This window comes from Oscillibacter acetigenes, from assembly GCF_025567605.1.
In the GTDB taxonomy this organism is placed as follows: domain Bacteria; phylum Bacillota; class Clostridia; order Oscillospirales; family Oscillospiraceae; genus Oscillibacter; species Oscillibacter welbionis.
Map to the genome: position 1 here is coordinate 340,008 of NZ_JAOQKG010000001.1, position 21,838 is coordinate 361,845.

At 59.7% G+C, this 21,838-nt stretch carries 20 protein-coding genes; 10 read left to right on the plus strand and 10 right to left on the minus strand.

Features of this window, described 5'->3' with window-relative positions; genetic code table 11:
* Positions 1-60 precede the first annotated feature (60 nt).
* The 9 genes from OCV80_RS01760 to OCV80_RS01800 all read right to left on the minus strand — a co-directional run bounded on the left by OCV80_RS01760 (position 61) and on the right by OCV80_RS01800 (position 7,030).
* Positions 61-1,200: an S-layer homology domain-containing protein gene (locus tag OCV80_RS01760; RefSeq protein WP_009259344.1), complete on the minus strand. Its 1,140-nt coding sequence runs from the start codon at positions 1,198-1,200 to the stop codon at positions 61-63.
* 4 nt (positions 1,201-1,204) lie between these two features.
* Positions 1,205-1,414: a hypothetical protein gene (locus OCV80_RS01765; protein WP_009259343.1), complete on the minus strand. Its 210-nt coding sequence runs from the start codon at positions 1,412-1,414 to the stop codon at positions 1,205-1,207.
* 185 nt (positions 1,415-1,599) lie between these two features.
* Positions 1,600-2,352, minus strand: a complete 753-nt coding sequence (locus OCV80_RS01770; protein ID WP_009259342.1) for a class D sortase — start codon at positions 2,350-2,352, stop codon at positions 1,600-1,602.
* Positions 2,349-3,455, minus strand: coding sequence for a hypothetical protein (locus OCV80_RS01775; protein WP_009259341.1), 1,107 nt, complete (start codon positions 3,453-3,455; stop codon positions 2,349-2,351). Before OCV80_RS01775 ends, OCV80_RS01770 begins: the two co-directional genes overlap by 4 nt.
* 85 nt (positions 3,456-3,540) lie before the next feature.
* Positions 3,541-3,945 (minus strand): type II toxin-antitoxin system RelE/ParE family toxin, encoded by a 405-nt coding sequence (locus tag OCV80_RS01780; RefSeq protein WP_009259340.1) that lies wholly within the window; start codon positions 3,943-3,945, stop codon positions 3,541-3,543.
* Positions 3,917-4,360, minus strand: a complete 444-nt coding sequence (locus OCV80_RS01785; protein ID WP_009259339.1) for a hypothetical protein — start codon at positions 4,358-4,360, stop codon at positions 3,917-3,919. Before OCV80_RS01785 ends, OCV80_RS01780 begins: the two co-directional genes overlap by 29 nt.
* An 84-nt stretch (positions 4,361-4,444) precedes the next feature.
* The gene (locus OCV80_RS01790; RefSeq protein ID WP_021632875.1) at positions 4,445-5,476 is read right to left on the minus strand and encodes a ParB N-terminal domain-containing protein; all 1,032 of its coding nucleotides are present in this window, start codon (positions 5,474-5,476) and stop codon (positions 4,445-4,447) included.
* Positions 5,463-6,290, minus strand: a complete 828-nt coding sequence (locus tag OCV80_RS01795; protein ID WP_009259337.1) for a ParA family protein — start codon at positions 6,288-6,290, stop codon at positions 5,463-5,465. The genes OCV80_RS01790 and OCV80_RS01795 overlap by 14 nt, the downstream gene beginning before the upstream one ends.
* A gap of 383 nt (positions 6,291-6,673) precedes the next feature.
* The gene (locus OCV80_RS01800; RefSeq protein WP_021748123.1) at positions 6,674-7,030 is read right to left on the minus strand and encodes a hypothetical protein; all 357 of its coding nucleotides are present in this window, start codon (positions 7,028-7,030) and stop codon (positions 6,674-6,676) included.
* Positions 7,031-7,351: 321 nt separating this feature from the next.
* Between OCV80_RS01800 and glgB the strand changes: the two genes are divergently transcribed.
* The 7 genes from glgB to OCV80_RS01835 all read left to right on the plus strand — a co-directional run bounded on the left by glgB (position 7,352) and on the right by OCV80_RS01835 (position 17,254).
* A complete protein-coding gene (gene glgB, locus OCV80_RS01805; protein ID WP_119311590.1) occupies positions 7,352-9,274 on the plus strand; it encodes a 1,4-alpha-glucan branching protein GlgB in 1,923 nt (640 codons plus the stop codon).
* Positions 9,271-10,479, plus strand: coding sequence for a glucose-1-phosphate adenylyltransferase (locus OCV80_RS01810; RefSeq protein ID WP_119311589.1), 1,209 nt, complete (start codon positions 9,271-9,273; stop codon positions 10,477-10,479). The genes glgB and OCV80_RS01810 overlap by 4 nt, the downstream gene beginning before the upstream one ends.
* Positions 10,476-11,591 carry a glucose-1-phosphate adenylyltransferase subunit GlgD gene (gene glgD, locus OCV80_RS01815; RefSeq protein ID WP_021748119.1) on the plus strand — a complete coding sequence of 372 codons (1,116 nt, stop codon included), beginning with the start codon at positions 10,476-10,478 and terminating at the stop codon, positions 11,589-11,591. Before OCV80_RS01810 ends, glgD begins: the two co-directional genes overlap by 4 nt.
* Positions 11,592-11,708: 117 nt before the next feature.
* Positions 11,709-13,481: a glycogen synthase GlgA gene (gene glgA / locus OCV80_RS01820; protein ID WP_267288156.1), complete on the plus strand. Its 1,773-nt coding sequence runs from the start codon at positions 11,709-11,711 to the stop codon at positions 13,479-13,481.
* A gap of 8 nt (positions 13,482-13,489) precedes the next feature.
* Positions 13,490-15,916 carry a glycogen/starch/alpha-glucan phosphorylase gene (locus OCV80_RS01825; RefSeq protein WP_267288157.1) on the plus strand — a complete coding sequence of 809 codons (2,427 nt, stop codon included), beginning with the start codon at positions 13,490-13,492 and terminating at the stop codon, positions 15,914-15,916.
* Positions 15,917-16,109: 193 nt separating this feature from the next.
* A complete protein-coding gene (locus OCV80_RS01830; protein WP_021748116.1) occupies positions 16,110-16,589 on the plus strand; it encodes an RNA polymerase sigma factor in 480 nt (159 codons plus the stop codon).
* On the plus strand, positions 16,586-17,254 hold the full coding sequence (locus OCV80_RS01835) for a hypothetical protein (RefSeq protein ID WP_025544070.1): 669 nt from the start codon (positions 16,586-16,588) through the stop codon (positions 17,252-17,254). The genes OCV80_RS01830 and OCV80_RS01835 overlap by 4 nt, the downstream gene beginning before the upstream one ends.
* Positions 17,255-17,298: 44 nt before the next feature.
* Here OCV80_RS01835 and OCV80_RS01840 read toward each other — a convergent pair whose 3' ends face one another.
* Entirely contained in the window at positions 17,299-17,505 is a 207-nt protein-coding gene (locus OCV80_RS01840) for a helix-turn-helix domain-containing protein (RefSeq protein WP_021748114.1), read from the minus strand.
* A 378-nt stretch (positions 17,506-17,883) separates the two neighbouring features.
* Between OCV80_RS01840 and OCV80_RS01845 the strand changes: the two genes are divergently transcribed.
* The 3 genes from OCV80_RS01845 to OCV80_RS01855 all read left to right on the plus strand — a co-directional run bounded on the left by OCV80_RS01845 (position 17,884) and on the right by OCV80_RS01855 (position 21,722).
* Positions 17,884-18,606, plus strand: coding sequence for an SdpI family protein (locus OCV80_RS01845; protein ID WP_021748112.1), 723 nt, complete (start codon positions 17,884-17,886; stop codon positions 18,604-18,606).
* Between the two features lie 19 nt (positions 18,607-18,625).
* Positions 18,626-19,780, plus strand: coding sequence for a DEAD/DEAH box helicase (locus tag OCV80_RS01850; RefSeq protein ID WP_021748111.1), 1,155 nt, complete (start codon positions 18,626-18,628; stop codon positions 19,778-19,780).
* A 259-nt stretch (positions 19,781-20,039) separates the two neighbouring features.
* Complete coding sequence (locus OCV80_RS01855) at positions 20,040-21,722, plus strand: peptide ABC transporter substrate-binding protein (RefSeq protein WP_267288158.1); 1,683 nt, start codon at positions 20,040-20,042, stop codon at positions 21,720-21,722.
* Positions 21,723-21,838: the final 116 nt, after the last annotated feature.

Here is a 21,838-nt window from a genome sequence, read left to right on the forward strand (position 1 = left end):
ATGCAAAATGGGCAAAAAGAAAGACAGTGTGCCGAGTGGCACGCTGCCTTTCTTTCCAAATCAGTTTATACGAATCTGGTATTCGGTGTGTAGGAATTGACCGTCCTTGTAGACATCCCAGGCCTGCATAGAATAGGTACCAGGTATTCCATTAAACACCTTTATAATCTCACTTTCTCGCCAGGGCCAGAACATTTGGTACGCGAGATCTTCTGAAAAGCCAAGGTTGATGTGAACGAGTTGGTTTCCTTTTGAGGTGAGTTTGGGCGCTCCATTTTCCCAGGTGGTTGAGCTATCCCCAATAGCATTGTAAAGTGTGTAAAGCATCCGCCTGGTTTCATAGAGATTGAGGATACGGAGATGATCGCCAGTCTGGTTTTGGAAATGTCTCACCTCCACTTTCGGTAATTCTGGCTGTTCGAGCAAGCTCCAGTCACAGGTTGGCTCCGGCAAGGGACCGATTGGGCCGGAGGCAAACATGTTCTTGTCCCACCGGCTTACATCAGTGATGGTATAGTTGGTGCCGTCATCGCAGCGGATCACATCGCCCACTTGAGGGATATACTGAGAGCCGTCGGCGGGCGGGTTGATGGAGCCGTCTGCATTCCTGCTCAGGGTTTCCCCCTGATGCTCGCTGGAGGCATCAGTATTACCCAGTGCCCGGTAGAGCATGACCGCCAAATCACCGCGGGTGACTTCGGCTTTAACAGCAACTTCCACCGAAGTCAGCCCAAAGTCCAATGCCGTCTGGCAGGCGGTAGAGTAGTCCCATTCGGTGTCCGGCAGGTCCATATATCTCAGAACAACAGTGCAGGCGGCCGCAGGTGTCACTCCATCGTCGGCGCCAAAGGCCCCGGTATCATAGCCGACCATCAGGCCGTTGGCATAGCAGTAACCAACATAGAGCCTGGCCCACTCCGGCACATCCGGGAATTTACATTGTCCGGTATAGAATGCCTGATCGACCTGCACATGCTCTGGGTTTCCATGCAGGCGGGTCAGGACTGTGGCCAGCTGGGCCCGGGTCAGTCCAGAGTCCAGGTTCATCTCGCCATTGCCGTCACCGACCATGATCCCCTGCTCACGGAGATAGGCTGCGGAGGTTTCCTGCTCGCTGTTGTCTGCGGCGCTTACCTTAACCGGCAGTACAAACAGCAGGCACAGACAAAGGAACAACGGTAAAAGGCGTTTTTGTTTCATTCCATTATGCCCCCTTTCGATATAGCGTCGTGCTGGCGCTCATTTTTAGCCGCCGGCATGTGGGATCATATTCGCAAGTTTCAAAGATATTAAGACCCCACAATTCTAACTGCTCCGCAATCTCTTCAGGGACATCAAAGGTCATGTCCAGACTGACCCGGAGCGCGGAATTGTCCAGCAGCCACTCTTTTCCTTTCGGAAACTCCTTAACCATGACAATCCCCCCTTTTCTCGTTGGAGCGTCCTTACAAGACCAAAATAAGGCGAAAATCGGGACTTGTCAAAGGTTTTTTTGAAACGCCTTTACCGATAAAACGAAAGTCAATAAATATGTTCTGCGATTTTGCTATTTTCACATAATTCCCAATGAAAGCGCCAAGGAAATATTCGATAAAAATTTTATGAACTTATTTCGATCCCCTGAACACAAACCCGTTTGGTAGGCTGATTGGCCAAGCAGGTGATAATCGTGATCCGGTTGTCTGAGGTGCTGTTCAAATAGCTCCAGTCAGTCCAGTCTATGATCTTGACCGAACTCACCGCATAGGTCCTTGTCCCCAGGCTGGTCTGATACCGAATGGTATCGCCAATTTCCAGATCCTTGATTGCGCCGATGTTGTGGCTGGAGCCCCGGTTGTGTCCGCACAGACCGATGTTTCCCTCCCAGGCGCTTGTGCTGGGGAAGTGGCCCACACCTTTGCGCATGGAAGCAGAATCAGTACCGTCATAAGCCTTATAGCGAATTCCCAGGCTGGGGATTACCAGAGTACCAATGCTGCCATCGTTCCGCTCTACTTCGCTCACCGCTGTGAACTGGGTCGCTGGAAGCGTGGGAACATCTCCCCACTGGATGGGGTAGCTGCTTCCGGAACTATCGGGGTAAATGCTCCCACTTCCTGAATTGATCCCGTATTCCAGTGAAGAGCCGCTGTTGATGGAGATCCCGGGGGCGCTGTCGGCCAGGGGATCAAGAAAGTCCACCGCGTTTGTGCCACCGTAGTTATACTGAGCCCCGTAGACCTCTTCGTAGGAAGTGCTCCCATAGAAGTCCTTGGGCGCCGGTGTTTCAAAGTTGTAGTCCGCAGCAAGGGCCGGCGTAGTCATCAGCATGAGCCCCGCCAGGGACAGGCAAAGTCCCCTGAGCCTTTTCACGATTCACTTTCCTCCTTTTCCTCCGCATCCTCCTTGATGGCAAACCAGTAACTGTCCTGCCCGTCGTAGGCCTCCACCAGATGGGTGCGGCTCCCGCCATACATCTGGATAGTGATGATCCTGCCGGCGAGCTTATGGGCCAGCTTGCTGGGAAGCTCCACGCTTGCGTCTCCAGCCGGGTATTCCCGGAGCTTCGTCAGATCCAGCTTAGGGGTGCGGGTGGAAATCTTCTGCTTGCCCAATTTCTTATAGGCGACGCCTCGGGCGTTCATAGCATAAATTACTGCGCGGGGCCGTTTCATGATATAAATAATGCCCCCGGTACCTGCAAGCAGCAAAAGCCCTCCCCCGGCGAGGAGCCACATGGGATTGAGGCCAGCCAGGAATCCCACCGGACTTCCAAGGTAGGTCACGGTGTACTTGACTGCTTCAACACCCTCGGCCTTTATTTCGCCGGTATAGCTGGCCGTTGTCACATATCCGGTAGCTACACTTCTGCTCCCCGTAGCGGTATAAGTTGCCGTAGCCGTGTATGAAGTGGGAACCAGCGTATCATCGGCCAGGCCGGTCCCTGTCACGGTCCAGGAAATGTCACTCAGCTTCAAGGTGCTTCCGTTTTTGACAGTAGTAGTAGGGACATAGGAGGGATCGTTTCGGTCCAGGCCTGTAAACTGCTTGGTATCGGTAATCGTATAGTATTTAGTGGTATAGCCTGCGGCTTCGGTTTGGATTGTAGTGTGGTCCAGAGTCAGCACTCCGGAATAGCCATCCTTGTTGTACTCCATGCTGGCATCCAGCTGTTCCAGAATAGCCGCAAGATCATCTACATCTGTTTCCAGCGTGACGACCTCCGTTTGGATTTTAGAATCCTCGAATGTCTGTTCCTCTTTGACCGTTTCAAGATGGTGGTAGGAATAGCCCTCCACCTCGAAAGGCTCCTCTACCAGACCGCTGGGGTCTGCATCAGGGGGAAGCATATAGGTTTTGACGATGAGCTGTCGGCCATCCCGATTTTCGGATATTACATCCTCGGGAATATAGGCGGCGGAGGCAGTGACCGTCAGCATACAAAAAAGCGCCAGCAGGATTGCCACTTTTTTCATACCTTACACCACCAGCCTTTCCAGAGCGCCAGGACCAGTGCGGGGACTCCGATGGCAAGCCCAGCCCAAATGAATTTGTGTTTCGTCATACTGTGATACCTCCGTTGAGAAAGAATTTTATGGACAGCTCTTGCGTAGAGCATGATCCATCTCTGATGTGCGTCAAACAGTCCAGGGAGCGGTCCAGCGCCTGCATGGTGTTCCGCTTATGACGCTTGATAAACGGCGTGAGAAACAGGATGTCCCCGTCATCAGTGAGTGTGAAAATGATGCGGACCAGGTTTTTGCTCTTGGCTCGCAGTTCATAGAGCGCCTGGTAACGCTCGATGCAGAAGTGCTTGACATAGGGCTCGCGCATGACTGCCGCTGGAGATTGTAGGAGAAGGGCAAAAAGCGAAAGCAGCTTTTGCCGTTGCTTTTCATCCAGCAACCCAAAGAACTCCAAAAGGGGAACGCTCCCCTCAGCCGGTACAGCAATCAGCAGTTTCATTGGCAACCATCTCCTTCCCGTTGCTGGCCTGATTTTCCGACAGTTCCAGAAGCCGTTCTACAAAACCCAGACAAAACAGCGACAGGGCTGGTGCGCAGCCGGCCAGCCACCAGATGGGATCAGGGAGCGGTTTCCGAATGGTATCATACTGAAGGGAGATCAGCAGATAAATGTTCTGACAATCTTTGCGGGCGGCCAACTCTGAAAAAGCTGCCGTCACAGCAGACACCTCTCCTTGATCGGAGTAGAAATCGCACAGATCATCAAAAAATAAGCCGCCGAAGATCTGCACAAAAGCCCGCATTACTTCAACATTTACCTCGCCATCCGGGCGCAGAATTCCCATACGCTCCAGCCGCGCACCGGTCGAACTATCAAATGGGTCGGGGACACAGAGATAAAGATTCTTTGACATTGGCAACCGCCTCCTGTAAAAAGTAAAAAGAAAGACCCGGCACTCCCGGTCGATAGGGGTGCCGAGCCTATTTGCTTTACTGGACTATGAAGCATTTCCCATGGTCTTGAAATACAGAGCCAGGGCTTTTTGTATGGTTTCTTCGATTTGCTTTGTGGTGGCCTTGGGCGGGAAGTACGGTGCAAAGGCCGGAGGGAGCGTGACAGAAACGCGCCGCCCCGGTTGCTTTGAGGTAGACAAGCCGCCTCCGCTCAATATGGATTTGATCTGGGAGGCATCCAGTTTGCCGTCTTCAAAAGCGGCGCGGAGCTTTTTCCCTTTTGCCGTGGAAATAGAGGCACTCCCTTCCGAAATAAACTGATAGATGCACTCCTGAAGGCTATGGTCCTCCACGAAGCTGATTTCATACGCAGCCAGTTGTCCCAGTCGTTTTCCGCTATTCATCAGCAGAAGCAGCGGACGGTATAATGTAGCATAGCGGCAATACTTGGATACCTTATCCCTGGTCAGTTCATACTCCTGTGCGATTTTTACATCCGTATGGGACTTTTCCTGAGTGTCAGGAGAAGTTGTTTCAAAAGTCTGGAGATCCGTGCGGCGCCCCTGGCGCTTGAGCATATTGTAGTGGGCCGCAATGCAAAGGACTCTCTGAGAAAACAGCATATCCGCGAGGGACCGCTGCCGGAAGTTCATCTCATAGAACAGGTCTTCCGCGGTTTCCTGAGTTAAGTCTGTCCGGATAACGGCTGGGATTGTAGTCAATCCAGCAATCTTTGAGGCATTGACCCGATTGTGGCCGCTAATTATAATATAGGTGCCCTCAGCAGTTTTCCAGACCAGAATGGGAGACTGAACTCCATGCCGCCTGATGCTCTCCACCATGTCCTCCAGCCGCGCTCCGGTATAGAGAGGGAAATGCTCCTCGTGGTCGGGAAAACCACTCAACTGGGCCAGCGGAAAATCACAAAGCGTTCCACCCTCCATAGGAGAGGGGAGATCATCGCGATTGAAAAAGCATTGGTAGGCTCCCTCCTCCGGCGGGCCATTTGCCATCGCCGCCTCCGCTTCACTTCGTTTCCGTTGCCGGAGTGCGTCCTGCACTTTATTTCTGGCCATAGGATAGCACCTCTTGTGCGACGGCGGAGTAAGCCTTTGCAGCGGGGTTGTTCGGCTCGTATGCAAAGATACTGGCCGCTCCAATGGGATGTTCTGCAACACGGATTGAGAAATCAATGGGGGAGGAAAATACGGTAAATGCGTTGCCGTAGTCGGCTTGGATCTCGTCCTGTATGCCCCGGCACAGATTGGTACGCCCTTGGTACATCGTCAGCAAAATACCACCGACAGCTAATTTGGGGTTAATCCCTTGGCGGATTGTCTGAATGACCTCCAAGGTATCAGCCATGTCTTCCATAGCCAAGTAGTGGGCCTGCACGGGGACAATGGCTTGATGGGCCGCAGCCAGCGCATTGATGGTCAGCAGATCCATACTGTGACCACAGTCAATTAAGATGTAGTCATACTGCGACTGGAAAAGCTCCAGGACACGAGCCATAACCAGCTCACAGGGAGTACCGCCGGTCTCTCCGCCGCGGTAACGGCTGCTCATTTGCAGAGCGACCAGCCGGCTGGACACACCAGCCAGTTTGGAATTTGCCGGGATGTAGTGAATGCCAGCCCCCTCAATGACCGCCCTATTTACAAAGAGTTCAGGCTCGGTATCATCCAGCACTGCATTCATCAGATTTGCAAGCGTGTATTTCAATGATTTAGGGTCAGAGCGCATTACTTTTGTCAGATCGCCTTGGGGATCATTGTCTACCAGAAGAACGGCCTTTCCTGCTGCGGACAAGGCGGCCCCGAGGTTAGCGCAAGTTGTGGTTTTACCGACACCACCTTTGGAGTTTGTGATCGCCAAAATAATCGCCATTCTATGTACCCTCTTTCTTTCGTGAGAATTAAACCCGGAATAGGAAACGCCCACCCTCGGCGTTATGCCTGGAGTGAGCGTTTCCAGCTCGCTCCGACATGACTGCCCCCCTTTTTTATGGAGTATCGAAATGTCGGAGCCAACAAATATGGCGAATATGTTCTGGAATTTGGACAAAATCAGCGAAACAACAGCCATTCATAGTGGTTTCCGACTTTGCCCTATTATATCTCATTCGTCGATCCGCCGCACGATTCCAGTTGCCTTCATATCGAAAACTCCTTTTGTCTTTCAGATTTTTCAGGATGATTCTGCTTGGCAAAAGCTAGTATCCGCAGGATTTGTTTGGCTATGCAGGCCCGGCGGGTGGTTTCATTTGGCAATCAATCCGTCTCCGGCAGGTACTCCTGGACCACCAGCCCGTCGGTGGATACCAGATAGTTGGTGAGATAGGACAGGTGATCGCCGTCCACCAGCCAGGAGACCCGGTAGTTGTAATAGTCCACTCCGTCCAGAGTAAGCGGCCCTTCGTAGCCGTAGGACATCACATTGCCGGTGGCCTCGTCCACTGCGCCCAGTTGCTTTTCCAGAATGGCGACGCCTTCCTCCGGCGTGATGGTGTCCGTGGCGGAGAGCCCTTCCGCTGCGGCTCCGCTGGCCTCTGGTGCCGGATGACCGCAGGCGGAGAGCAGGAGCAGCAGCACGGCCAGTGCCGCACAGAACAGAGAGCGGGATTTCATGGGATTCTTCCTTTCCGTTCCGCCCAACACGGGCGGAAAATTTTTCCTCTGTTCAGACGAGATTAAAAAGCGGAAAGTTCCGGGAAAAATCCTGACCAATCCCACAAAAAGCACCAAACATTCTTGTGAAAATACGGGAAAAAACTGGGAAATCCCACCAACTTGTGCCGCCCTTTTTCGACAGGACCATCCTTGACGGTATTTTTCCCAGGAAGTATAATATAAACAATTATATGCATATCCAGATTCCGCGCAAACGCTTTACTCTAAGAATGACGAGCCTGCCGGGGATACTCCGCGGCGGGGAGAGGAGCTGCTGCCATGGCAAAACAAGGACAGGCGGACCGTTTCCACCAGGGGACGATGACGGACGGCTGGCGCTGGTTCGGCGCCCACCCTGCCAAAAAGCGGGGCAGAGATGGCTGGACGTTCCGGGTCTGGGCCCCCCATGCGGAGGCGGTGTCCGTCGTGGGCGACTTCAACGACTGGGAGGAGGGAGCGGCCCCCCTCGCCCGTAAGGGCGAGATCTGGGAGGGCTTTCTGCCGGACCTGCCGGTCTATACTTCCTATAAATATGCGGTGCGGGGGGCGGACGGCCAGGTCCGCCAGAAGGCGGACCCCTACGGCTTCCACACAGAGACCCGGCCGGCGACAGCCAGCAAGCTGTATGACATCAGCGGATTCAAGTGGACGGACGGCGCTTTCCGGGAGAAGAAGGCCAAGCACCCGGTCTATACATCACCGCTGAATATCTATGAGGTCCATCTGGGCTCCTGGAAAAAGCGGGGAAACGGGGACTTCATCGACTACAAGGACCTGGCGAAGGATCTGGCCGCCTATGTGAAGGATATGGGCTACACCGCCATCGAACTGCTGCCGGTGACGGAGCACCCCCTGGACGACTCCTGGGGCTACCAGTGCACCGGGTACTTCGCCCCAACCTCCCGGTTCGGCACGCCCAAGGACTTCATGTGGTTCGTGAACCACATGCATAAAAACGGCATCCTGGTGCTGCTGGACTGGGTGCCCTCCCACTTCTGCAAGGACGCTCAGGGCCTCTACGAATTCGACGGCACCTACTGCTATGAGTACAGCGATCCCAACAAGCGGGAGCACGCCGCCTGGGGCACCCGGGTCTTCGACTACGGCCGGCCCGAGGTGAAGAGCTTTCTCTTCTCCTCCGCCCGCTTCTGGCTGGAAGAGTACCACATCGACGGCCTGCGGGTGGACGCGGTGGCCTCCATGCTGTACCTGGACTACGACCGCCAGGGCGGAGCCTGGACCCCCAATCAGTACGGTGGACACGAGAACCTGGAGGCCATCGAGTTTCTGCGGGAGCTGAACACCATGGCCTTCCAGACGGACCCAAGCGTGCTGATGATCGCCGAGGAGTCCACCGCCTGGCCCCTGGTGACCCGCCCGCCGGACGTGGGGGGATTGGGCTTCAATCTGAAGTGGAACATGGGCTGGATGAACGACATGTGCCACTATTTGAAGCTGGATCCCTATTTCCGCCAGTACAACCACAAGGACATCACCTTCTCCATGATGTATGCCTTTTCTGAGAACTTTGTGCTGCCCATCTCCCACGATGAGGTGGTCCACATGAAGGGGTCCATCGTGGGGAAGATGCCCGGGGACTACGACAACCAGCTGCGGTGCCTGAGAGGCTTCTACGCCTATCTCCTGGCCCACCCGGGGAAGAAGCTGCTGTTTATGGGGGCGGAGATCGGCCAGTGGCACGAGTGGGACTCCGACGGGCAGCTGGACTGGTACCTGCTGGACCGACCAGAGAATCAGAAGCTCCGGAAGTTCTTCCGGGAGATCAACGCCTTTTATAAAAAGACGGCGGCTTTGTGGGAGGTCGACTTCGACTGGGCGGGCTTTGAATGGCTGGTGCCGGACGACAACCACAACAACGTGGTGGTGTTTCTGCGCAGGGACAAGAAGGGCCGCGACCTTATGTGCGCGGTGAACTTCTCGCCCAACACCTATACGAACTATCGGATGGGCGTGCCGCCCTACAGGCGGTATGTGCCCGTGTTCAATACCGATGACCCCGCATACGGCGGCGACGGTTTCGGCGATTCTGAGGCGGTGATGGTGGAGGCCGTGCCCTCCCATGGAAAGGAATGCTCCGCCGCCATCCGGATCCCGGCCTTCGGTGCGGTGTTCCTGCGGGGCGAGGGGACGTTCCCCAGACCCAGGAAGAAACAACAGGCAAAGGAGTTGGAAAAGACATGAAAAAAGAGTGCATCGCCATGCTGCTGGCCGGCGGCCAGGGCAGCCGCCTGTACGTCCTCACCGGCGACATGGCCAAGCCCGCCGTGCCCTTCGGCGGGAAATACCGCATCATCGACTTTCCCCTGTCCAACTGCACCAATTCCGGCATCGACACCGTGGGCGTGCTGACCCAGTACCGGCCCCTGGAGTTGAACAGCTACATCGGCAGCGGCGTGCCTTGGGACCTGGACGGGTCCACCGGCGGCGTCCACATCCTGCCGCCCTACATGGGCAGCAAGGGCGGCACCTGGTACAAGGGCACCGCCAACGCCATCTATCAGAACATCGGGTTCATCAACCTGTATGACCCGGAGTATGTGGTGATCCTCTCCGGCGACCACATCTACAAGATGGATTACTCCAAGATGGTGGAGCGCCATAAGGCCGTGGGCGCCGCCTGCACGATCTCCGTCATGGAGGTGCCGTGGTCGGAGGCGTCCCGCTTCGGCATCATGAGCGTGGACGAGAACGACCTCATCACGGAGTTCGCAGAGAAGCCCAAGGAGCCCAAGAGCAATCTAGCGTCCATGGGCATCTACGTCTTCACCTGGAAGACCCTGCGGCGGTATCTGGAGGCTGACGAGGCCAACCCCAACTCCGAAAATGACTTCGGCAAAAATGTGATCCCCGCCATGCTGGGGGATGGAGAACGGATGGCCGCCTACCGCTTCAGCGGTTACTGGAAGGACGTGGGGACGCTGGAGTCCCTGTGGGACGCCAACATGGATATGCTCTCCCCGGAGTCGGGCCTGGACCTGCTGGACGAGTCCTGGCCCATTTACGCCCGGTCCGTCAACGCGCCGCCGGCCTTTTTGGGCCGCCGCTGCCAGATCAGCCACAGTGCCTTCAACCGGGGCAGCGATCTGGAGGGGACGGTGGAGAACTCCGTCCTGGCTCCCAATGTCACCGTGGGGGAGGGGGCCCGGGTGTCCTACTCCGTCCTGTTCCCCGGGGTGACCGTGGAGCCCGGCGCCGTGGTGGAATACGCTATCCTGGGCGAGGGCTGCCGCATCGGCCGCAACTGCTGCCTGGGCGGCACGCCGGAGGAGACGGCGCCGGATCCCTGGGGCCTGACGGTGCTGGCGCCGGGCTGCGTCCTGGAGGATGAGAAGCGGGTGCGCCCCGGCGTGATGCTGAACAAGAACGGCGAGGAGGTGTCCAGATGAACGGCATGCACGGGATCATCTTTTCCTATGAAAAGCGCAATGACCTGCGGGAGCTGGGGGAGATCCGCTCCGCGTCGTCCATCCCCTTCGGCGGGAGGTACCGGGCGGTGGACTTCGCCCTGTCCAACCTGGTGAACGCCGGTGTCACGGACGTGGGTGTGGTGCTTCACGGCCATTATCAGAGCCTGCTGGACCACTTGGGCACCGGCAAGGACTGGGACCTGTCCCGCAAGCGGGGCGGCTTGAAGATCCTGCCCCCCTTTGCATACAAGCAGCACTGGGGCGAGGCGGCGGTCTTCCGGGGCAAGATGGAGGCCCTGGCGGGCGTCCGCTCCTATCTGGAGGAGATCCGCCGGGACTATGTGGTGCTTATGGACGGCGACCTGGTGGTGAACCTGCCCCTGTCCGACATCTATGACCAGCACATCAAGTCCGGCGCGGACATCACCGTAGTCTGCGGCAACGACAGCTTTGAGACGGAGAACGGCACCTATTTTGAGCTGGACGGCACCGGCCGCGTCACGGATGTGTTGTATCACCTCCACCGGCCCAGGGGCTACCGGGGGCTGGAAGTGTACATCCTCTCCACCAGGCTGCTGCTGGATCTGGTGGACGAGTGCGCCACCCGGGATCAGTACAGCCTGCGGCGGGACGTGCTCCAGGCCCGGAAGGACAGCCTGAAGCTCCAGGGATACATCTGGGGCGGCTTCGCGGCGCAGATCCGCTCTGTACAGGAGTATTACGACCGCAGTATGCAGCTGCTGGACCCGGCCATCCGGGCGGAGCTGTTCTGTGCCGAGCGGCCCATCCGGGCCAAGGCCACTGACAAGTCCTCCGCCTACATCGGACCCGACGGCTACTGCGAGAACTCCCTGATCGCAGACGGCTGCAACATCGAGGGCGTGGTGGAGAACTCCATCCTCTTCCCCGGCGTGGTGGTGGAGGCCGGCGCTGTGGTGCGCAACTGCGTGCTCTTCAAGGAGACGGCGGTGCGCCGGGGCGCGGCGGTGTCCCATCTGATCGCGGATAAAAATGTAGAAATCCTGCCGGACCGGACGCTGATGGGACACAGCTCGTATCCCATCGTGCTGGCCAAGGGCAGTCAGGTGTGAGTGCGGGAGGAAGGCTTCCAGGACGGCGAATAGACGGGCGGGGCTCCGGCTGACGGAGTCCCGCCGGTCCCTGACCCTGCCGGAGGGCGGGGCGCATGAGCGTGAAAGGAGAGGACTATGAAGATTTTATATGCGGCCAGCGAGGCGGTTCCGTTCTGCAAAACCGGAGGCCTTGCGGATGTGGCGGGCTCCCTGCCTGCGGCGCTGGCGGCCCAGGGCGCGGATGTGGCGGTGGTGCTGCCCCTGTACCAGAAGGTGAAGGAGAAATTCAGCGACCAGCTGCATTTTGAATGCTACGACTATGTGGACCTGGCCTGGCGCCACAGCTACTGCGGGCTGTTCTCCATGGAACGGGACGGCGTCACCTGGTACTTCCTGGACAACGAGCAGTATTTCCGGCGTCCGGAGTTGTACGGCTACATGGACGACGGCGAGCGGTTCGGATTTTTCTCCCGGGCCGTGGTGCGGATGCTGCCCCACCTGAGGTTCTGGCCGGAGGTCATCCACTGCAACGACTGGCAGACCGCCCTGGTGCCCATCTATCTGAAGGACGACAGCGTGCGGGAGGAGCGGTTCCGGAGTATCCGGACCGTGCTCTCCATTCATAATATTGAGTACCAGGGCCGCTACGGCCGCCAGACCCTGGGGGACCTGTTCGGCCTGGACCACGGCTGGGCGGATGACGGCACCATTCTGATGGACGGGGACGTGAACCTGCTGAAGGGCGCCATTTTGTGCGCCGACGCCGTCAACGCCGTCTCTCCTACTTACGCCAACGAGCTGAAGATGCCCTACTTCGCCCACCGGCTGGACGGCATCATGCGCCGTTGCGGCTACAAGCTCTCCGGCGTGCTGAACGGCATCGACGTGAAGCGGTATGACCCCGCCGCGGATCCCCACATCGCCGTCAATTACAGCGCGGCGGACATGGCGGGCAAGCAGGCGGACAAGGCGGAGCTGCAGAAGCTCATGGGCCTGCGGCAGGAGCCCTACGTTCCCATCGTGGGCATCGTCAGCCGCCTGGTGTCCCACAAGGGCCTGGATCTGGTGTGCGAGGTGCTCCACGACATGATGGAGCTGCCCCTGCAGATGGTGATCCTGGGCAAGGGGGACCGGAAGTACGAGGAGTTCTTCCAGTGGGCAGCCCAGCAGTATTCCGGCCGCATGGCCGTGCGCCTGGACTACAACGAGGAGCTGTCCATGGCCATCTATGCAGGCGCGGATCTGTTCCTGATGCCCTCCAAGAGCGAGCCCTGCGGCTTGAGTCAGATGATCGCCATGCGGTACGGCACCGTGCCCATCGTCCGGGAGACCGGCGGACTGAAGGACACCGTCAGCCCGTACGAGTCCTGGAGGGACGCCGGCAACGGATTTACCTTTGCAAATTACGCCGGCAGTGATATGCTGTATGTGATCCGGGAGGCGGTGTATCTCTACAAGGACTATCCCGACGCCTTCGCCCGGCTGCGGGCGCGGGCTATGGCCTGCGATTTCAGCTGGGCCCGGAGCGCGGGGGAGTACCTGCACATTTACAGCACCGTCACCGGCCAGCCTTGGCCCCCTGCGGAGGAGCCCGTCCGGACAGAAGAGTCCGCCCCGGCGGAGGAATCCGCTCCCGCGGAAGAGACCGCCCCTGTGGAAGCGGCGGAGCCCGCATCTGACGAACCTGCTCCGCAGCCGACCGCGGAAGCGGCACAATCGTCCGCCGAGCCGGCGGCTGAGGAGGCCGCTCCGGCCGCACCGGAGAAGAAGCCTGCCGCCAGAAAGCGGACGGCAGCCAAGAAACCGGCCGCCAAAAAGACGGCCGCCAAAAGCGGCAGGAGGACGCCTGCCAAGAAAGAGACCAAACCCAAGAAGGGGACCGCCGGGAAACAGGAGCCGGCGGAGTAAGGAGACGCATGACACCAATTACCACACAGACCCTGGAGAACGCCCTCACCGCCAAGCTGATGGTCAGCTTCGGAAAGACGGCGGCGGAGGCCACGGATGGAGAGATGATGCGGGCCAGCGCCCTGGTCCTGCGGGACATGATGGCTCTGCGGGAGGTGGAGACCCGTCAGAAGGCCCGCCAGCAGCATGCCCGGCAGGTGCACTACCTGTCTCTGGAGTTTCTGATGGGCCGCAGCCTGATGAAGAATGCCTACAACCTGGGGCTGCTGCCCCAGCTGCGGGAGGCGCTGGAGCACCTGGGCTTCAAGGCGGCCGACATCTTTGAGATCGAGCCGGACGCCGCCCTGGGCAACGGCGGCCTGGGCCGCCTGGCCGCCTGCTATCTAGACTCCATGACTACGCTGGAGATCCCGGCCACCGGCTATTCCATCTGCTACGAGCTGGGCATCTTCAAGCAGAAGATCGTGGAGGGCCAGCAGGTAGAGCTGCCGGACAACTGGAAGGACCTGGGCGCGGCCTGGCTGATGCCAAAGCCCGCGGAGACCCAGGAGGTCCGCTTCGGCGGCACCGTGCGGGAGTTCTGGGACAACGGCCACCTGCACATCGTCAATGAGGACGCCACGGTGGTCCAGGCCGTGCCCTGCGACATGGAGATCGCCGGCTACGGCACGGAGCATGTGAATGTCCTGCGGCTGTGGGACGCCCGGTCCACCCAGCCGGTGGATATGTCCCTGTTCTCCCGGGGCGAGTACCTGAAGGCCGCGGAGGACGAGGCCATGGCAGAGACCATTGCCAAGGTCCTCTATCCGGAGGACAATCATCTGGAGGGCAAGTCTCTGCGGCTGAAACAGCAGTACTTCTTCGTGTCCGCCACCCTCCAGTCCATCGCCGCCAAGCACACCGAACTGTACGGCACCATGAAGAACTTCCATGAGAAGAACGTCATCCAGATCAACGACACCCACCCGGCCCTGGTGATCCCGGAGCTGATGCGGATCCTGATCGACGACGCCGGCATGGACTGGGATGAGGCGTGGGACATCACCACGAGATCCGTGGCCTACACCAACCACACGGTCCTTTCGGAGGCGCTGGAACGCTGGCCCCAGAGCCTGGTGGAATTCCTGCTGCCCCGGGTGTGGCAGATTATCCTAGAGATCTCCCGCCGCTGGCAGAAGAAGGTGGAGGACTTCTACCACGACCCCAAGAAGACGGAGAAAATGGCCATCGTCTGGGCCGGTCAGGTCCGCATGGCCAACCTCTGCATCGCCGGCGGCATGGCGGTCAACGGCGTCAGCGGCCTACACTCCGAGATCCTGAAAAAGGACGTTTTCAGGGACGCCTACGGCATGGAGCCCTGGAAATTCCGGAACGTCACCAACGGCATTGACCACCGCCGCTGGCTCAGTGAGATCAACCCCGGACTGGACGGCTTGATCCGGGACCTGACCGGCGGGGACGACTATCTGCTGCACCCCCAGGCCCTGAAAAAGCTGGATGACTATGCCGATGACGCCTCTGTTCTGGAGAGGCTGGGTGCCATCAAGCGGGCCAACAAGGCGGCCTTCGCCGCCCATGCCAAGAAGACCCGGGGCGTGGAGCTGAACCCGGACGCCATCTTCGACGTTCAGGTGAAGCGGCTCCACGAGTATAAGCGGCAGCTTTTGAACGTGCTGCACATCATCGCATTGTACCAGAAGCTCCAGGACGACCCCAACGCCATCACGCAGCCCCACACGTTCCTGTTCGGCGCCAAGGCGGCGCCGGGGTATGCAGTGGCCAAGCGGATCATCCGCCTCATCAACTCCCTGGCGGATCAGATCGACCACGACCCTATCTGCCGCGATAAGCTGCAGGTGGTGTTTCTGGAGAACTACCGGGTCTCCCTGGCGGAGCAGCTGATGCCCGCCAGCGAGGTGAGCCAGCAGATCTCCACCGCCGGCAAGGAGGCCAGCGGCACCGGCAACATGAAGTTCATGATGAACGGCGCCCTGACCGTTGGCACCCTGGACGGTGCCAACGTGGAGATGCACGACCTGCTGGGGGACGAGAACATGTTCCTCTTTGGCCTGCGGGCCGACGAGGTGGAGCAGCTGAAGCGGGAAGGCTATGTGCCCCAGCGGCTGTACAACCGGGACCCGGTGCTTCACCGGTGCCTGGACGCGCTGCGGACCGGCTTCCGGGACGGTGTCCGGTACGACGACCTGTACCAGCGGCTGCTGTTCGGCGCCGGGGGCAGCCCCGCGGACGAGTACTTTTTGCTGGCGGACTTCCAGGCATACTGCCAGGCGGAAAAGCGCATGGCGGAGACCTATCGGGACCAGACGGCCTGGAATCGCATGAGCCTGCACAACATCGCCCGCAGCGGCGTGTTCGCCGCCGACCGGGCTGTGGCGGAGTATGCCGACAACATCTGGCACGTGCCCCACAAGTGATCCGATCTGAGAAAAACGCAGAAAACCGGAAACGGCTCAGCCGTTTCCGGTTTTCGAGATCCCGCTCCTGCGCGGGGCGCATGATTTTTGAAAAACTTTCGGACTGGGTGAGATATTTCACCCCAGTGAGGGATATTCCCGATAGAAAGGCCTTTCCGGGCGGCGCTGCCGCCCATCCCAACAGCAAGGTGTGATGAGATTGACAGACGCGGCATTCGAGGGGGCGGTGGAGCGCTATGGCGACACCGTGTTCCGGCTGGCATACAGCTATTTGAAAAACCGCGCCGACGCGGAGGACGTGATGCAGGAGACGCTGCTGAAGCTCTATCTGGAGCGAAAGCCCTTCCGGTCGCCGGAGCATGAGCGGTACTGGGTCGTCCGGGTGGCGGTGAACGAGAGCAAGAAGCTGCTCCGCTCTCCGTGGCGCAGGCGGACCGGGCCTCTGGAGGAGGCCGGGGAGCCGGTGTTCGACACGCCGCAGCAGAGTGAGCTCTACCAGCACGTGATGGGCCTGCCGCCCAAATACCGGGCCGCGGTGTATCTCTACTACTACGAAGACTGCTCCGTACAGGAGATCGCGGCGGCCATGGGGGCCAATCCGTCCACCGTGCAGACCTGGCTCATGCGGGCCAGGGGGAAGCTGAAACTGATCTTACAGGAGGCAGAGTCATGATCGACAAGAGACTGTACCAGGAGACCTTTTCCCATCTCCGTGCCTCCGACCAAGCCAAACAGGAGGTTTTTCAGAAAATGCAGGAGATGAAGCACAGAAAGCGGATGCCCCGGGTCCTGCGGGGCGCGGCCATTGCCGCTGCCATGGTGATGGCGCTGGCCGTCACCGCCGGGGCAGTGAACGTGGCCACGGACGGGGAGTTCTTCCGGCAGTTCACCATCGTCTGGACATCCGGAAATCAGTACCTAGCCCAGGATAACCAGGGCAACGAGGTGTATGTCACCGTAGCGGCCGGGGAGCCGGTCACCAAGGAGAACGGCCGGCTGATCCTCCACGCTCAGGGTGAGGAGATTGACATCACCGAGGCCATGGAGACCGCGGGTGCCTATCACTACGCCTACGATATGGATGTGGTGCATGAGGACGGCAGCCGGGAGACCCGGACTGTCACCATTGACGTCACTGGCGACCTGGACCGGTGGACTGTGTCCCAGGACAACGGGGACGGCACCAGCTATGAGACTGTCAGCGGCGACAACGGGCTTACAGAGTTTTCCGGCACCATGACCGGGCAGGCAGCAGATCACTTTACCGCGGACCTGCCCGATGCCGACGAGAGCAGCGTGGTCGAGGCAAAAGCACAGGAGATTGCCCCGGCAGATTGAAGAAACCTGAAAAACGCGGACAGGGAGCTCTCCCTGTCCGCGTTTCAGCGTTCCTTGCTGAGACCCAGCAGGTAGTCCGTACTGACCCCGTAGTATTTGCTCAACGTGATCAGATGATGGATCGGAAGCTCGTTGGCCCCGCGCTCATAGCGGGCGTACATCGTCTGGGATGTTCCGAGCACCTCAGCGATCTGGGTCTGGGTCTTGTCAGCATCTTCCCGCAGGTCCCGCAAAATGCGTACATAATCCATTCCGCCGTTCACGTGGCACCTCCGTATCCGCTCTGGAGCTTTCTGGTTCTTACAATGTACCATAAAATTTGTGAATCTTACGGGGCACAATACAAAATTTTACTACAATTATAAGACAAATTTACTCAAAAAACGGAGGAATGCGGGGAAATGCGAACATATTCCGGGACTGCTTTTCTCCGGGAGAGCAAGGAGCGGCCGGGCGGGGCTGCTCCGCATGGACGGGCGTTTTCCTTGACAGTGCTTTACAAAAGCGTATTTTCCATATATAATAATACCCGTTTCCCCCGGCGCAGTCCATAGGAAGCCCGGAGAAAAGAAAAATTTTGACGGCAGAGCGATCTGCCTGCGGACCCCAGAAGGAGGACCCGGCTGACTATGAGCAACCGAAAAAAGAGAGAGGCCCTGCCCCGCGACCTGGAAATCCGGGGGGCTGAGATATTTGGAAAGCACCTGTCGCCGGAAAAGCAGCGGGCGCTGCTGATCGTGACGCTGACGGCCTGCGCCCTGCCAATGATCCTGGGCGTGCGGATGTGGGACCGGATCCCGGAGATTGTGGAGACCGGCCTGATCGGCCCCGGCGGCCAGGATGACTCCCTGCCCCGGTGGGCGGTGGCGCTCCTCCTGCCCGGTTTGATGTGCCTGCTGGAGGCTGTCGCGCAGTTCATGCTGCTGCAGTATCAAAAGCGGATGAAGATCCCACCGGCGTTTAACCGGCTCATGGGGCGCTGGGGCTTTCCAACCATTTCCCTGCTGTTCTGCAGCGGCGCCATTTTGGAGACTTCCGGCCAGGGGCTAAGTCTGAACTTCTACACGCCCTGCATTCTGGGTCTGGTGCTGATGCTGCTGGGCTCCCACATGTTCGACTGCACGGAGGATGCCAAGCTGGCCCTGCGGTTCTCCTTTACGGTAAACAATCCGCCGTTGTGGAAAGAGGTCCACCGGTTTGCCGGCTGGCTTTGGATGCTGGCGGGCCTGGTGGTGGCCGCCGGCGCTATGGTGACCAGCGAGACCACGTTCTTCTCAGCCCTGCTGGCACTGGTAGTCCTGGTAGTGCCCATGATCTACGGGCGCAGCCGCGCCGGCCAGGCCAACGGATAAACGAAAGAGGAAGAGAGCCATGGAATTTACGGAAGGCGTCCGGTTCGACAGCCTGCACCTGTCGCCGGAGATCATACGCGCCATTGAAAAACGCAACATTGAGGTGTCCACCCCGGTCCAGGCAGGCTGCATCCCGCCTATGATGGACTGGCAGGATGTGATCGCCAAGGCCCCCACCGGCACCGGCAAGACCTTTGCCTACGGCATCCCCATCGTGGAGCATGTGGACCCGGAGGACGAGAGCGTCCAGGCGGTAATCCTGGCCCCCACCCGGGAGCTGGCCATCCAGATCACCGACGAGATTCGGGACCTGGCAGCCTTCAAGCCCGGCGTGCGGACGGTGTGCCTCTATGGCGGCGCCCCTATCGGCCGGCAGATCGACACGCTGAAGAAGCACCCCCAGATCGTGGTGGCCACGCCGGGACGGCTTTCCGACCACATGAAGCGCCGCACCGTCCGGGTGGACACGGCGCAGACCGTGGTGCTGGACGAGGCGGACCGGATGCTGGACATGGGCTTCATCCATGACGTGACCCGCCTGCTGGACAAGATGAACAAGCGGAAGAACCTGGGACTCTTCTCCGCCACTATCTCCCGGGAGGTCATGGACATCGCCTGGGTGTACCAGCGGGACGCGGCGGAGATTACCGTCCGGGAGGATGAGCAGAACAAGCCGGACATCAAGCAGTTCCGCATGGACGTGCCCCACGACGGTAAGGCAGACGCCATTGAAAAGATTCTGAACGAGACGGGTTTCGACCGGTGCATGGCCTTCTGCAACACCAAGGGCTCCACAGAGCGGATCACCAAGTTCCTGCAGATGCGGGGCATCGACGCGGAGTGCATCCACGGCGATATTCCCCAGCGGAAGCGGGAGCAGGTGATGGAGAAGTTCCGCCGGGGCGAGCTGCGGGTGTTCGTCTCCACCGACGTGGCGGCCCGTGGCATCGACGTGGATGATGTGGACATCGTGTTCAACTGCGACGTGCCGGACGAAAACCAGGACTACGTCCACCGGATCGGCCGGACCGGCCGGGCCAGGCGGCAGGGCGTGGCAGTGACTTTCATCTCCGACTATCCTGCCAAGATGCGGATTGACGATATCGCCCAGAAGACCCGGAACGAGATCGTTCCGGTGAAGTTCGACGAGGACGGCCGCCTGACCACAGCGTGAAAACGGCTTTGAACGCCGGACGCGGAAATCCGCGCCCGGCGCTTTTCACGCCACTGGTTCCGGCTGGGAGACAGGGCATTTTCGAGTTCTTGCTGTGATTTGTGAATAAATTTTTAATTTTGTAATTATTTGTTACTTTTTGAGGGCTCGTAACTTTACAAGCTGCCTGATAATCTTTATAATAGACCAGGTCCTTTGATATGCAGGGGTGCCCGGCAGGGGTGCCCGTTTTAGACTCCAGAGCGGGAGGAACGACGATATGAAGAATTGGAAGCGCCGGTGGGCGCTGTTCTTGGCGGCGGCGCTGCTGGCTCTCAGCCTGACCGGCTGCGGCGGAAGCGGGGAGGGGCCGGCCCTCTCCGTCTGCGTGGGCGGCGCGCCGGAGGAGCTGGATCCCATCTACGCCACAGAGACGGCGGACCAGACCGTCCTGGTCCACCTGTATGAAAATCTGATGCGGAAAACAGGAGACGGCTCCGGCGGGACCACGGTGACGAACGGCGCAGCCAAGAGCGTCAGTACGGAGGAGAATGCCGACGGCACCGTGACCTGGACCTTCAAGCTGCGGAAGGCCGAGTGGTCCGACGGCCGGGCGGTCCGGGCCGGGGACTTTGTCTTTGCCTGGCAGCGGCTGGCCGATCCGGCCAACGATTCCCCCAGCGCGTCGCTGCTGTCCGTGGTAGCAGGCTACGACGCCGTGCGGGAGACCGGCGACGTGTCGCTGCTGCAGGTGACGGCGGAGGATGACAGCACCCTGGTGGTGGTGCTGAACGGAAAGTTCGACTGGTTTTTGACGGAGGTCTGCACTGCGCCCGCCACCATGCCTCTGCGGCAGGACTTGCTGCAGGAGGAGACCGCTGCCGCTGACGGGGAGACCGCCGAAGCAGCGGCGGAGCCGGCGGAGGCGGCCCCTTGGTGGAACGACCTTACGGGCCTTGTGACCAACGGGCCGTATCAGGTGAGCGGGTATGAGGCTGGTGAGGCGCTGACCCTGGAGGCCAGCGAGACCTACCGCAACAGTTTCTCCGGGCCGCAGACCCTGACGTTCCGATTTGCGGAGACCGCAGAGGCGGGACAGGACCTCTACGACGCCGGGGAGGTGGATTTCCTGGGCATCCTCCCGGCGGAGCAGCTGACGGCCTTGATCGAGGCGGAGAGCCGGACCCTGGCGCGGGAGCTGAGCGTTCAGGCGGTGGTGTTCAACTGCGCGCAGGATACGCTGATGGATGCCCGGGTCCGTCGGGCGCTGACTCTGACGGCGGACCGTTCTGCCGCTGCTGAGGCGGCGGGCGCCACGGCGTATGCCGCTGAGGGCCTGATCCCTCCCGGCGTGCCGGGGAGCGGGGAGCAGGATTTCCGTACAGATGGCGGCGTGCTGCTGGACAACGACCCCGCGCACCGGGACGAGCTGGCGGAGGAGGCCCGCGGCCTGCTGGCGGAGGCCGGATACGCCGACGCCCGGGACCTGGGGGAGCTGGAATATCTCTACGTGGACGAGGGGAACGGCGCCGCCGTGGCCCAGGCGCTGGTGGACGCCTGGCAGAGCGCCCTGGGCCTCCAGGTGACGGCCCGCGGCGTCAGCCGGGAAGAGCTGGACACCGCCCTGCAGGAGGGGACCTTCACCCTGGCAGGAACGGAGATCCGGGCTTTGGGCAACGATGCGGAGTGCTTTTTGATGCAGTGGGGCTCCGATAAGCCGGAGAACCTGGGTAAATACGCCAACAGCGCCTATGATACCCTGCTGTCGGTCATCGCCGGCGCGGAGGAGGGGGAGGCCCGGATGGGCTGCCTCCACGATGCGGAGGCCCTGCTGCTGGAGGAGGGGGCCGTGGCGCCCCTCTACACCAGCGTGACGGGCTGGACACTGCGGGACGGCTTCTCCGGTGTCCTGCGGGACGCCCGGGGGTGGTTCAGCTTCGCAGCCGCTGGCAGGACCGCCTGAGATGAGCCGGAGACGGCGCCCTGAGGGCGCCGTCTTTTTTGTGCCCCCGGCGGGCCGCAGTGCCGCTGATAGCAGACATAAGACCTGCTGAAATAGACAAAGCGCCCCATCAGCCA